12 protein-coding genes are annotated in these 13,082 nt (G+C 69.2%); 8 read left to right on the top strand and 4 right to left on the bottom strand.

Annotated elements, in window-relative coordinates; translation table 11 throughout:
* Positions 1-10: 10 nt before the first annotated feature.
* Positions 11-484: a DUF308 domain-containing protein gene (locus tag OU415_RS15315; protein ID WP_270949431.1), complete on the bottom strand. Its 474-nt coding sequence runs from the start codon at positions 482-484 to the stop codon at positions 11-13.
* Positions 481-1,248 carry an alpha/beta hydrolase gene (locus tag OU415_RS15310; protein ID WP_270949430.1) on the bottom strand — a complete coding sequence of 256 codons (768 nt, stop codon included), beginning with the start codon at positions 1,246-1,248 and terminating at the stop codon, positions 481-483. The genes OU415_RS15315 and OU415_RS15310 overlap by 4 nt, the downstream gene beginning before the upstream one ends.
* A gap of 183 nt (positions 1,249-1,431) precedes the next feature.
* Here OU415_RS15310 and OU415_RS15305 point away from each other — a divergent pair, with 183 nt between their 5' ends.
* Both OU415_RS15305 and OU415_RS15300 read left to right on the top strand, forming a co-directional pair.
* Positions 1,432-2,181 carry a lysophospholipid acyltransferase family protein gene (locus OU415_RS15305; protein ID WP_270949429.1) on the top strand — a complete coding sequence of 250 codons (750 nt, stop codon included), beginning with the start codon at positions 1,432-1,434 and terminating at the stop codon, positions 2,179-2,181.
* 97 nt (positions 2,182-2,278) lie between these two features.
* Complete coding sequence (locus OU415_RS15300; RefSeq protein WP_270949427.1) at positions 2,279-2,779, top strand: polyadenylate-specific 3'-exoribonuclease AS; 501 nt, start codon at positions 2,279-2,281, stop codon at positions 2,777-2,779.
* A 42-nt stretch (positions 2,780-2,821) separates the two neighbouring features.
* Here OU415_RS15300 and OU415_RS15295 read toward each other — a convergent pair whose 3' ends face one another.
* Entirely contained in the window at positions 2,822-3,550 is a 729-nt protein-coding gene (locus OU415_RS15295) for a hypothetical protein (RefSeq protein WP_270949425.1), read from the bottom strand.
* A 106-nt stretch (positions 3,551-3,656) separates the two neighbouring features.
* Positions 3,657-5,357 (bottom strand): RDD family protein, encoded by a 1,701-nt coding sequence (locus OU415_RS15290; RefSeq protein WP_270949424.1) that lies wholly within the window; start codon positions 5,355-5,357, stop codon positions 3,657-3,659.
* A gap of 834 nt (positions 5,358-6,191) precedes the next feature.
* Between OU415_RS15290 and OU415_RS15285 the strand changes: the two genes are divergently transcribed.
* From OU415_RS15285 to OU415_RS15260, 6 genes are all read left to right on the top strand, one after another.
* Positions 6,192-6,557, top strand: coding sequence for a hypothetical protein (locus OU415_RS15285; protein WP_270949423.1), 366 nt, complete (start codon positions 6,192-6,194; stop codon positions 6,555-6,557).
* Positions 6,558-6,678: 121 nt separating this feature from the next.
* A complete protein-coding gene (locus OU415_RS15280; protein WP_270949421.1) occupies positions 6,679-7,347 on the top strand; it encodes a hypothetical protein in 669 nt (222 codons plus the stop codon).
* Entirely contained in the window at positions 7,340-9,493 is a 2,154-nt protein-coding gene (locus OU415_RS15275; protein WP_270949420.1) for a CdiA C-terminal domain-containing protein, read from the top strand. The genes OU415_RS15280 and OU415_RS15275 overlap by 8 nt, the downstream gene beginning before the upstream one ends.
* 24 nt (positions 9,494-9,517) lie before the next feature.
* Positions 9,518-10,000 carry a SitI3 family protein gene (locus OU415_RS15270; RefSeq protein ID WP_270949419.1) on the top strand — a complete coding sequence of 161 codons (483 nt, stop codon included), beginning with the start codon at positions 9,518-9,520 and terminating at the stop codon, positions 9,998-10,000.
* 212 nt (positions 10,001-10,212) lie between these two features.
* Entirely contained in the window at positions 10,213-11,238 is a 1,026-nt protein-coding gene (locus tag OU415_RS15265; protein WP_270949501.1) for a 6-phosphofructokinase, read from the top strand.
* Between the two features lie 327 nt (positions 11,239-11,565).
* Complete coding sequence (locus OU415_RS15260) at positions 11,566-13,038, top strand: MFS transporter (protein WP_270949418.1); 1,473 nt, start codon at positions 11,566-11,568, stop codon at positions 13,036-13,038.
* The last annotated feature ends 44 nt before the right edge of the window (positions 13,039-13,082 follow it).

Here is a 13,082-nt window from a genome sequence, read left to right as displayed (position 1 = left end):
GGGTGACCGGTCAGACCTGGGCGCCGTCGTCGTCGGAGCTCCGCGGAGGCTGGCGGAGGCGGAGGAGGAGCCAGCCGATGCCACCGCTGATCAGGACCAGGCCCAGCGGGAGGGTGACCGTGCCGGACAGCCCGGCGAGACCGGGTACCAGGGCGAACAGCACGCCCACCACGATCACCGCGATCCCGGCCAGGGTCGTCACCCGCGGGGTCGGCAGCGGCGGGGGCTCCGGCGGGACGTAGTGCTCGTCCTCTTCGGCGGTGGTCGGCGTCCAGTCGCGCGGACCGCTGTCCGCGGGCTCGATCGAGGTCGGCTCGACGGGCTTCGGCTCGGTGGCGGTGTCCGGCCGCTCGTCCTCCCCGGCCGGCTCGCGGTCTTCGGGCCAGCGCGCGAAGTTCTCGTCGCGCTCCAGGTCGGCGATGATCTCGGCGAAGGCGGCGTCGATGTCCTCCGGCCCGTCGGCGTTGTCGCGGCGCGTGCTCATACGACTTCCTCGACCCGATCGCGGTGGATCCGTTGCAGGAACTCGACGCTACCGCTGAACACCCGCGGTGCGTCGTGGTCCAACGTCACTACGTGGAAGCTGTCGGTCAGCACGACCTCGGTGAGGTCCTCGCTGCGCACCCCGTCCAGCACGACCGAGGAGTTGACCGGTTCGACGATGTGGTCGACCTCGGAGCGGTAGAGCAGCACCGGTTGCCGGATCCGCCCGAGGTCGGGGCGCACGACTCCCCACAGCTGCTGCAGGCTCGCCATCGCCCGCAGCGGCAGCCGCTGGTAGGCCAGTTCGAACCCGCCGGGCTTGGCGATGTCGCCGGGGATGCCGCCGAGCGACGGCAGCACCCGGCTGAGCAGCGGCAGCATCCGAGCGGCTTTGCGCTCCGTCAGAACCGAGGGGTTGACCAGCACGATCCCGGCGATGTCCGGGTGCTCCTGGGCCAGCCGCAGGGTGAGCGTGCCGCCCATCGACTGGCCGAACACGAACACCGACGAGCAGCGCCCGCGCAGCTCGGCCAACTCGTCCTCGACGGCCCGGTACCAGTCCTGCCAGGTGGTCCGGTTCAGGTCCTGCCAGCGGGTTCCGTGCCCGGGTAACAGCGGGCATCGGACGGTCAAGCCCTCCGCGGCCAAGTGCTCGCCCCAGGCCCGCATGCTCTGCGGGGTGCTGGTGAAACCGTGGCAGAGCAGGACGCCGATGTCGTCCGATCCGTCGTGCGAGAACGGCTCGGCGCCGGAGAGCACGGGCACTGCAGCCTCCCAAAGCATCGGCGTGCCAGTACGGTTCATGGTCGCATGCGAGACCGACGAACGGGACGGCCTCGCCGATCTCGGAGTCCGGTAGATCACCATCAGCGAGATCGCATTGTGCTGCTCGCGCGCGCTCCGTACGCTGAGCAGCGATATCTTGCTGGCAGGGGAGGCGGCCGCGCGGTGATGTACTGGGTGATGAAGCACATTCTGCTCGGGCCCTTGATGAAGCTGTTCTGCCGTCCGAAGGTCGAAGGCGTCGAGCACGTTCCCGCCGAGGGCAGCGCGATCCTGGTCAGCAACCACGTCGCGGTCGCCGACTCGTTCTTCATGCCGCTGATGATGCCCCGGCGGGTCACCTTCCTGGCCAAGCGCGAGTACTTCACCGGCAAGGGCGTGAAGGGCAAGTTCAAGAAGTACTTCTTCTCCGGTGTCGGCCAGGTGCCCATCGACCGCTCCAGCGGTGCCGCGGCGCAGGCCGCGCTGGACACCGGTGTTCGACTGCTCCGCGAGGGCAAGCTGCTCGGCGTCTACCCGGAGGGCACCCGCTCGCCGGACGGCCGGTTGTACAAGGGCAAGACCGGCGTGGCGCGGATGGCGCTGGAGTCGGGTGCGCCGGTGATCCCGATCGCGATGTTCGGCACCGACAAGGTCAACCCCATCGGCTCGAAGATGTGGTACCCGCACAAGGTCGTCGTGAAGGTCGGGCCGCCGCTGGACTTCTCCCGCTACGAGGGGATGGCCGGCGACCGGTTCGTGGAGCGCTCGATCACCGACGAGATCATGTACGCGCTGATGGAGCTGTCCGGCCAGGAGTACGTCGACGTCTACGCGGCCAAGGTCAAGGACGAGCTGACCGCGCAGGGCAAGCACGTCGCGGGCTGGAAGCCGACGGGCTCCAGCGGCCGGGTGCCCGAGTCGAAGGCGGGCTGACCCGCTTTTCCGGGCTGTCGAACGAGATCCGCCCGACCGCGGCCGACTGCGCTGCCCCGCAACATCCGCCCTGGGCGAGCCCACCTACGCTGACCAGGTGAGGTTCTTCTACGACTGCGAGTTCATCGAGGACGGGCAGACCATCGAGCTGGTGTCGATCGGCATGGTCGGCGAGGACGGTCGCGAGTTCTACGCGGTGTCCACCGAGTTCGACGCGTCCCGCGCGGGCGCCTGGGTCCGGCAGCACGTGCTGCCGCAGCTCCCGCCGCCCTCGGACAAGAGCTGGCGCTCCCGCGCCCGGATCCGCGAAGACCTCTACGCCTTCATGACCGCGCGCGGCTCGAACCCCGAGCTGTGGGCCTGGTACGCCGCCTACGACCACGTGGCGCTGGCCCAGCTGTGGGGCGCGATGCCGATGCTGCCCTCCCGGATCCCCAAGTTCACCCGCGACCTCCGGCAGCGCTGGGAGGACGTCGGCAAGCCGAAGCTGCCCGCAGCGCCGGACAACGCCCACGACGCCCTCGCCGACGCCAAGCACAACCTGGAGCGCTGGAAGGTCATCGAGGACGTCCGCCGCAAGCGCGGTTTCATCTGGTAGACGAGTGCCACGGGGCTGGGTTTGTCTCCTCGGCCCCGTTAGTTAGGTGAGGCCGTCCCAGGTCTTGTTGGTGAGCGAGCTGGGATCGTCCACCATCCGGCTGCCGAGGGTCTCCTCGAGCCGGTTGATGATCAGGTCGACCAGGGCGGGCTCCTTGCGCCGGAAGGTGAGCCACGCTTGGGCGAGGGCGCGCGCATCGGGTTCGAGCTCGTGGATCCGCTCCATGACGGGCTGGTAGGCGACAGCCTTCTCGCTGCTGCGCAGGCCCCACATCCGCTGGAACTCGAATTCGACGGGCGTCTCGAGGCCCAGTGCCGCCAGGTCTTTCTTGATGATCCTGAACACGACGCTGTGGGGGCGCTGATGCTTGGTGGGGATCAGATCCCGGATCAACGCCGAGAGCTCTTCGCCCTTCTCGGCGGCCTTCGCGGAGGCCAACCGACGCATGAAGATCGCTTCGAGGCCGTTGTGCACCGGTTGTTCGCCGGGCGGGGTCGTGCGGATGATGCGCACCCGGCGGCTGAGGGCGAGCCCGAGCATTCGGTGCTCGTGGCCCTCGATGCGGACAGCACCCGCGTCCTGCAGCGCCCACAGGGCGATCGTGATCAACTCAGTGGAGAACGGGCCTTCCGGCACCTTGACGCCCGAAGCCTCGACCTCGTACGCCGTACCGGGGCCCTTCCGCGACCTGTCGACCATGAACAGGTCGCCGTAGAGGTAGGCCACTGAACTCGGGGCCACCTGCCGCGAGCGAACGTCGAATGCTCCCATGGTGCTCCCCTCCTTCCCCGCGATGCGCGGTCGCGGCAGGGCGTGCCCGAGAGCGCATCGGGTCGAGTCGGCTGCGTGATCGGCACCTCCCCGGGCGCGTTCGTGGTCAGCAGGTGGTGTGCCCGCTTCCTCCGTGCGTCGGTGCGACCTCGTCGATCAGGGAGATGTTCCCCCTCGGGACCAGCGTGTAGGTGAGGTCCCAGTGGTCGCAGGTGTCGCCGTCCGGTCCGTACCGGGCCGGTTGGTGGCTGGTGAACCGCACCGAAGCCTGCTGGGTGCCGTCCGGGGCTCGCTGCAGGCGGTAGACCGTCACATCGGTGTCCCGGGTCTGCTGGAGCTCGTTCACCCAAGCGGTCTTGTCGCCGAGCCGGTGCTGCTCGCCGGGGGTCAACGTGGCCCACGACAGGTCGAAGTTCCCCGTGTCGATACCGGCGAAGTAGGTGCCCAGTCCGGTCGCCGCCGCCATCGCCCCGGGTTGCGCCGCGACCTCGGGGGCGACGCTCACCGACATATCCGCGGGTGCCTGCACCGGTGGCACTGCCGCAGGCCCGGTCGGGGGTGGCCCGGGTGGGACGACCGCGGTCGGGCTCGGGGGCGGCGGTTGCGGATTGGGCACCGGGGCGGCCGGGCCAGGCGGGGTGAACTCCGGGTTGGCCTGGAGGCCGGCGTAGCCCGAGGCCGGGCCGAACGGGCGCAGGAAGTGGTTCGCCAGCATCTGCTGGAACAGGGCGTCCCCGGCGATCAGCAGGACGACCGAGGCGACCCCGGCCACGGCGAGGATGCGGTCCTTGCGCGCGTACGACGCGGCTTCCCCATCCGCCAGCGCGGGGGGTGCTTGCGGCGGATTGTCGACGTAACCGTCCACGACGAGCGTCGACGCCATCCGGTCCCACAGCGGCCGACGGGTGCGACCGAAGATCATGAGGATGGCGACCAGCCAGCCGATGCCGAGGGTCAGGATGCCGATGACCGTCAGCACGGCGCCGCGGGCGAAGAAGTCGCGCAGGAACATCCGCCCCCACGTGGCCGCGCGCCGGTTGGCGACCCAGATCACCCTCATCCGCAGCAACTGCTTCGCGGGAGTGGTTCCCCGCGCCCACGCGATCAGCATCCACACGAACCAACCGATGCCGAGCGTGACGACGAACAACACCGGCTCCAGCAACGAGGCCACCAACCGCTTGCCGCGGCTGGAAAGCCGGACACCGGCGGGCAGTCCGTGCACCTGATGGCAGGCCGGGCACGTCGGCCCGGCACCCGCCCGGATCCCGCACGAGACGCACACGTCCCCCGCTCCCGCCTGCGCCGGAGGGGGCCAGAACGGCGGCTGGACGGACGGTGGGCTCGGTTCGGCGAATGCGTGGACGGCGGGCTCCGAAGGCGGGGCACCCGGGCCGGGCGGGGGTCCGGTGGGCGGTGGGCTCGGAGTGCGGTGTGGCGGGCCGATGGCGGTGCCCGCAGTCGGCGTCGCCGCCGGTTCCGCGGTGCGAGTGGCGGGCATCGCGGGCGGCTGTGCCGGTGGTTCCGCGGTGCGGGCGGAGGGAATCGTCGGCGGCTCCGCCTCCGCCCATCCGGCGTCGCCGTGGACGTACCAGCGGCCGCTGTTCGCGCCCAGCATCCAGAAGCGGTGTTCGTGCTTGACCATCGTTTCCAGCAGAGCGGCTTCGAACTTCGCCGTGCTCATCTGTCCGGCGGCGACCTGTTGCTTCAGGGAGGCGTATTCGGCTTCGGCGCGTCGGAATTCTGCGGGTAGTTGCATGGCGGCCACCTCGTCCATGGCCCGGAATTCCTGGTAGGAGCGCGCCACCGAAGATCTTCACGAGCCGCCCCGAGCAAACGTCTTCTCCACCGGAAGCGGCTCTCACCAGGCTGATTCCATGTGAAGCCGTGACCAGGCGAGGAGGAAGGGCCGAACGTCACTCCCCGGGGAACGCGAAGAGCGTCGCCGTCTCGGTGTACCGCGGACCGTCGGAGGGTCTGATTTCGCGCGCATCCGATCTGAAGCGCCGGTGTGTTGGACACGGCTGCGAAAAGGGCTTCCGACCCTTGCGGAACTGGTGGGTGCCGGACGGAAAGTGCGCTTAGGAGCCCGGAAAGGAGGGCTGAGGCATGGTCAAGACATCTGCTCGAGCCGGGTTGCCTCAGCACACCCGAGGCCACCGGCCGGACACCGAACGAGGCCATGATGGCTGAACCATTCAACCCCACCCACACCGTCCCCGACGGGGGCATGCCGGCCTGGGATGAACCCGATCCCGCGAAAGGTCCCGTCGCCCGCCTCGATGCCGGGCTGCCGGTTCAAGTCTCGGAGCAGCAGGACAACGGGTGGGCTCACATCGTGTGTTCGAACGGCTGGCCGGGTTGGGTCGACGGGCGTCGGCTGCAGCACGTCGAGCACCAGTTACCAGGCCTTCCGCCAGAAGCGGGCGCAGCGACGCAGCCTCCGTCCGAGCCCCTGGAAGGACCAGCCCCGTCCGAACCCGTGGAGGGACGACCTGGCAGTGAGTTCGACGCCGGTGGGCAGCAGTACGGCCCACCTGGTCAGTACGGCCCACCTGGTCAGTACGGCCCACCTGGTCAGTACGGCGCACAGCCCGCTGCGCCGCGGCCGCCGGGGAACCCGGCGACGCTCGAAGTGGCGATGTGGGTCAGTCTCATCACCGCTGGCCTCGGGATCGTCCTCGGCCTGATCACCGTGATCATCTCGCTGTTCTCGTTCTTCGCGCTCGGCGCGGCCGGCGGCCTGTTCATCATCCTGCTGGAGGCGGGAGTTGCCGTTTGCGCCTGGATGGCTGGCACCCAAGGGCTGCCGGCGGGACGCATGGTCTTGACCGTACTCGCAGCGCTGAGCGTGCTCGGTGGCCTTTTCAACGCCGTCAGCGGCGTGGGGACCGGCGTGCTCGGCGTGCTCGTCGGAGTCGCGCTTCTGGTGCTGTGGTGGTTGCCGTCGACGAGCGAGGAGATGAAGGCCAAGCAGGCACAGCACCGTTCCACGCCGAAGGGTTAGGAAACGTGGCTCGTTTCAATCTGTGATCGTCCCAGCACGACGCTTGACCCTGGTCTTGTCCTGGGCGCGGTACCGGCTCTGGCCGATCACGGGTGAAGCCTCGGTGGGAGGTGGGCTTTTGGTGCCTCGCCCGGTCCTGCGACAACGGCCGACGTCCTGGTGGGCGTTCTTGCTGGCCTCGCTTCCGCTGGCCGGTGGCGCAGGCCTGGCCGTCCACATCCTCGCCGGGATCTCGCTGCCCCTCGCCGCAGGGGTGATCGTGCTGTTCGGCGTTGGCGTGTGGCTGCTGCTCCTGCCCCGGTTGCGACCGCGGGTTCGCCGGCAGGTGGGAGTGCGAGTGGGTGTCGGCGCGCTGTCCGGTGCGGTGGCCACCGTCGCCTACGACCTCGCCCGTTACGGGGCGGCCTCGATCTTCTCGCTGTCATTCCAGCCGTTCCACGTCATTCGCCTGTTCGGCGAGCTGTTCCTGGGCAGCGGCGCACCCGTCGGCGCCGCGGTCGCCGTCGGTTTCCTCTACCACCTGTCCAACGGCGTGTGCTTCGGCATCGTGTACGCGCTGGTGTTCTGGCGCCCAGGTGCGCTCACCGGTATCGCCTGGGGCATCGCGCTCGAACTGTGCATGGCGTTGCTGTACCCGGCGTGGCTGCGGATCGCCGTGCTCCAGGAGTTCCTCGCCGTGTCCGCAGCGGGGCACGTGATCTACGGCGCCGTCCTCGGCGTTCTCGCCCGACGCCTGCTCGACCGCCGGGCGCAGCTCGATTCGGCGCCGTCGGGAGGCCACCATGGGTGAACCTCGATCCGGGATCGCCAGAATCGCCGACTTCGAGTGGGTCCGACTGCCCGCCGCGGTGAGCCGGATGTCGATGACGCTGGGTTTCGCCCTGCGCGACGGTGATTACCTGCGTGCGTGGCCGCCTGCGGCGGTTGTCATGCCCCCCGCGGCGCTTCTCGTGGGCGCCTTGCTGGGCGCGGTGCACCCCGGACCCACCTACACCTACTCGGCCATCGCGATCGGAGTCCTCGCCGTGGTCGCCGGGCTCGGCTCCGGCCTGGGCTGCTGGGCATGGCTGGGATTCGTGCTCGCGGACTTCGCCCTGGTAGATCGCTCGACACTGCCGGGGTTCGCCGGCTCCGGTGCGCAGCACCTGGTGCAGGGCTACCTGCCGCTGGCCGTGTCCTACCTCGTGCTCGCGCTGCTCCTGATCATGGTGCCTGTGCTCGCCAGAGCATTGGCGCTGCGCACCCCCGCTCCCTTGCGCGCGCGCCGTGGTGTGGCGCGAACGACGGAACTGGCGCTCAGCGCGGTGCTGTTGGCCGTGTTCACCTACGGCTGGGCGCAGGCAACGGCCTTCCTGATCCGTCCGTTGTGGACCTTCAGCGGAGGTACCCCGGCCACCGCCGCCATCGAACCACTGCAACAACACGCGGCCGCGCTGGCCGTCGCGTCCTTCTGCGCCGGTCTCTGCCGCGGTGTGCTGACCATGCTCGCGGTCGGCCGGGCGCCCATCACGCCGACGGCCCCCCGCCAAGACCACGGGCAGAGCGGCACCCGCACGATGCGGCGCATCGCTGCGGTGCCGATCCAGGCGGCGTTTCTGACGCTCTTGATGGCAGGGCTCATAGCAAGCGCTGCCCAGGGCATGCTGGTCTGGCTGGCGCTGTGCGCCATCCTCTACGCCCGCGTGCTGCTGATCCCCCGAATCCCGGTCTACCCCGCCCTGATCCGGCGCGTCCCCTTGCTGGCACGCCTGGCAGCCACCGTGGCGATCAGCTATCTGCTCGCGGCCCTGTTCGTCGAGCCTGCCGCCGAGCGCGGAGCGACCTCGTTCGTCTCCACCATCGTGGTCCTGCTGCTCTCGCTCGCCGCGGCAAGCCTGCTGATGCCGGCACCGCCACCAGCGCCCACCACCAAGGCGGCACCCCCGGCCGGACCTAGCCCGACAGCTCCGCGCACCTCCCCACCGGTCACGCCCCCGCGCTACGGACCGGAAACACCAGCCGACCCGCCCGGGCCGGCACGGACGGACACGAGCAGCGACCCTCCTAGGGCGGTCCGCCGCTGGGTGTACCGATCCGTGACCGCCGTGACCATCACCGGCGTCGCACTGGCCACGAACGTCCAGTCGGCAGCCGCCGACAACTGCTCCACGCTCAGCGATTGCTCGGCCGGCGTAAAGATCGCGCTCGCCTTGGCCGCCATCGCCCTCGTCCTGATCGGCGCCGCGCTCATCGGCGACCTCATCGCCGAAAGAATCGCCGCGGGGCTCGAGATCGGCGAGGTCTTAGAGACAGCCGAGTCCCTCGAAACTGCTGAGTCTCTGGAGACAGCCCAGTCGCTGGAGACAGCCCAGTCTCTCGAGACGGCTGAGTCTCTCGAGACAGCCGAGTCCCTGGAGACGGCTGAGTCTCTCGAGACGGCTGAGCCCCTCGAAACGGCTGAGCCCCTCGAACCAGCCGAGCCCGGTGAACCAGTCGAACCCGCCGAACCCGCAGAACCAGCCGAACCTAGCGAACCCTCGCGTGCCCCGGACCCGAACGCTGAGCCAAGCGGTCGCCCGTCCCGCATCCGCGAGGGTATGGACGATGCGACCAAGCGCTCGCTGCAGCGCGAGAACGAGTCGGCCAGAACACTGGCCAAATCGGGCTATGAGGTCGAGCAGAACCCGACCGTTCCCGGTGGCAAGAATCCCGACTACCGAATCGAAGGTAAGCTTTTCGACTGCTACGCGCCCAAAACCGGCAACGCCCGCAACGTCGTCGACGCCATCCAGCACAAGGTCAACTCCGGCCAAGCGGATCGAATAGTGCTCAACTTGACCGATAGCAGCCTCGACTTGAATGCGTTGAGCGCCCAGCTGCGCGCCTCGCCGATCAAACTGCTCAAGGAAATCCTCTTGATCGACAAGCAGGGCAACGTGCTCCGCTTCTTTCCTTAGCCCCATGGAGTAAGGACGGCGCACATGGCTGTTTCCTACAATCTCGATATGGCGACGCCGACCCCCGTGGCGACGGTCGCCGGAGAATTGCACGACTTCGCTCGGGCCATCGGGCTGTTCGATGCGCCGGTCACTCCCGAACAGCTGCTTATTGAGGGAGCGGTGAGCAGGCTTGGAACGTGGATCAGGGTCGTCGAGGCCAGGCCGAGGCCGCAGAACGCGGTGAGCAGCGATCTTGGATTCACCCCTGCGGTGACGGTGGTGTTCCGCCTCGACAAGGACGGCGAGGTCTCCGATCAGCAGGACGACATGATCCGGCTGGTCTCCGGCCTGCTCGACCGGATCCCGGGTGACGCGGTGCTGCACTCGGACTTCGACGAGATCTGGTTGCTGCGCCGCGGTGACGACCTGAGCCTGAGCGAGCAGGCCGACCTGTGGCCACCGCACCGCTTGGCGGCGGTATCCCAGCGCTACCGCCACGCCACCCACACCTTCTCCGAGGAGTGATTTCCGAACGGTGGAGGAGCGGGCATCTGATCTTGGTTCGTGCACCTGCCGGAAGCGACCACGTCGCTCGCCTGTTCCCACCGCTGGTCCGTTGCCCGGTAAATACGCGGTTACTTGCTGCAACGATCCAGTCCGTGCCAGGCTGGTGGTCGAGGGGAGACCTCGATCACACCTGGCTCACTGAGGAGGCGGCGAGAACCATGCCCGCAGGAATGCGTGTCGGAGTGCTCACCGGTGGCGGCGACTGCCCCGGTCTCAACGCGGTGCTCCGGGCGGTGACCCGCAAGGGGATTTCCGTGCACCAGCACGAGGTCCTGGGATTCCGCAGCGGGTGGCTGGGCCCGGTGGAGGGCCTGGTCGCGCCGCTCACCCTGGACCGCGTGGAGGACATCCTCAACCGCGGCGGCACCATCCTCGGCTCCTCGCGGACCAACCCGTACAAGGTCGACGACGGCATCGCCAGGCTCAAGGCCACCCTGGCCGAGCACCGGGTGGACGCGCTGATCGCGATCGGCGGCGAGGACACCCTGGGCGTCGCCGAGCAGCTCACCCACGACGGGGTTCCGGTGGTCGGGGTGCCCAAGACGATCGACAACGACCTGGACGCCACCGACTACACCTTCGGCTTCGACACGGCGGTGCACATCGCCACCGAGGCCATCGACCGGCTGCGCACCACGGCGGAGTCGCACCACCGCGCGCTGGTGGTGGAGGTGATGGGTCGGCACGCCGGCTGGATCGCCCTGCACTCCGGTCTGGCCGGTGGGGCCAACGTGATCCTGGTGCCGGAGCAGCCGTTCAGCGTCGATCAGGTCTGCGAGTGGGTGGAGCAGCGCTTCGAGCGCCAGTACGCGCCGATCATCGTGGTCGCCGAGGGCGCGGTCCCGGAGGGCGGCAAGGAACTGCTGGTCACCGGCGAGCGCGACGCCTTCGGGCACGTCCGGTTGGGCGGGGTCGGGACCTGGCTGGCCGACGAGATCGCCAAGCGGACCGGCAAGGAGTCCCGCGCGGTGGTGCTCGGCCACGTCCAGCGCGGCGGCACCCCGACGGCCTACGACAGGGTCCTGGCCACCCGCTTCGGCCTGCACGCCATCGACGCGATCACCGAGGGCGACTTCGGGAAGATGGTCGCCCTCCGCGGCACGGACATCGTCCGGGTCCCGCTGCGCGAAGCGACGGCCCAGCTCAAGACGGTCCCGCCCGAGCGCTACGCCGAAGCCGAAGTCCTCTTCGGCTGAGCCCGTCCGACCCTCACCTCGCCCCGGTTGGGCCGCAGTTTCAATTGAAACTGCGACCCAACCGGCGTGTCAGATCCCGACACGCCGACACCTGTGGACAACTCCCCGCAAATTCAATGGAAATCGGACGTCCGATTTCCATTGAATTTGCGCACCCCGGCACCGGACTCGGCCGCACGGCGGTGCCCGGTTCCAGCATGTGGACGCATCTGTTCCACCAGTTAGGCTGATCCCTCGCGACTGGGCGTTGGGGCCGCACGCGGGCCACGCCCGTGCGCTGTGCTCCCTCCGCGCCCGCGCAAGATCGTCCAACGCGAAGGGGATGCTGTGTCCACGCAACCGGTCGCCAGCGGGGAGCAGGTGCTCATCCGCTCGGCTCGGGACGTCACCGATCTGGTCAACTCGGGCGCCGCGCGGGGCAGCCACGCGAAGATGATCGTGCTGCTGGCGCTCGGCGGCATCTTCCTCGACGCCTACGACCTGACCTCGCTGGCCTACGGCATCACCGACATCAAGCAGCAGTTCGGGCTGTCCCCGGTCGGGGCGGGCGCGGTCACCGCCTCGATCAGCGTCGGCGCGATCCTCGGCGCCTGGCTCGGCGGCGTCCTGGTGGACCGGCTCGGCCGCTACCGCGTGTTCATGGCCGACATGCTGTTCTTCGTGGTCTCCGCGCTCGGCTGCGCGCTCGCGCCGAACATGGAGGTCCTGATCGTCTTCCGGTTCCTGATGGGCTTCGGCGTCGGCATGGACATCCCGGTGGCCATGGCGTTCCTGGCCGAGTTCTCCCAGCTGCGGGGCAAGGGCAGCAAGGGCTCGCGCACCGCCGCCTGGTCACCGGCCTGGTACGTGGCCACCAGCGCCTGCTACCTGGTGATCATGGGCCTGTACTTCGCGCTGCCCGACCAGCACCACGACCTGCTGTGGCGGTTCACCGTCGGCTTCGGCGCAGTGCCTGCGCTGGTCATCCTGCTGGTGCGCAACAAGTACATGAACGAATCGCCGTCCTGGGCGGCCAACCAGGGCGACCTCGAGCGGGCGGCGGAGATCCTGCGCAAGTCCTACGGCGTCAACGCCGCGGTCGCCCCCGACGCGGAGGTGGCTGCTCCGAAGGCGGAGCGCAGCGGCCTGCGCGACTTCGCGCGGCTCTTCGAGCGCCGCTACCGCGGCCGGACGTTCCAGGCGCTGGCCATCGGCCTGGCCCAGACCTTCGGCTACAACGCCGTCGCCTACGGCCTGCCGATCATCATCACCAGCATCCTCGCCCAGGGCGCGCTCAACACGATCACCGCATCGCTGGTGCTCAACCTGGTCTTCGCGGTCACCGGCGGGCTGCTCGGCATCCGGCTGGCCAACAAGACCGGGGCCTGGAAGCTGACGTTCCTGGGCTTCGCGGTGCAGCTGACTTCGCTGGTGGTGCTCGCGCTGATCGGCAAGCCCTCGGCCACCGCGTACGTGCTGTTCGCGATCTTCGCGCTGGGCGCGTTCATGTTCGCCCAGGCGTCCGGCCCGGGTGCGCACTTCATGAGCTTCGCCTCGCTGAGCTACCCGACGGAGATGCGCGGTACCGGCATCGGCTTCAACCAGGGCACGCTGCGGGTCGGTTCCACGATGGCGCTGTTCTTCTTCCCGGTGCTCAGCGCGGCCCTCGGCAGCGGGGTGTTCTGGGTGATCGCCCTCGCCCCGCTGATGGGCCTGGTGGCCCTGCTGGCCAAGCGCTGGGAACCGGTCGGCTACGACGCCGACGCGGTCGAGGCCGAGTGGCAGCGGGAAGCCGTTGACGAGACGCCGTCGCGCGGCTGAAGATCGGGTTCCGGCGGGTCGGACCGCGGTTCGTCCTGTCAGGA

It is taken from the genome of Saccharopolyspora oryzae, assembly GCF_027853915.1.
GTDB classification, from domain to species: domain Bacteria; phylum Actinomycetota; class Actinomycetes; order Mycobacteriales; family Pseudonocardiaceae; genus Saccharopolyspora; species Saccharopolyspora oryzae.
Note: the sequence above shows the minus strand (reverse complement) of the source record. Positions and strands in the feature narration are given on the sequence as shown.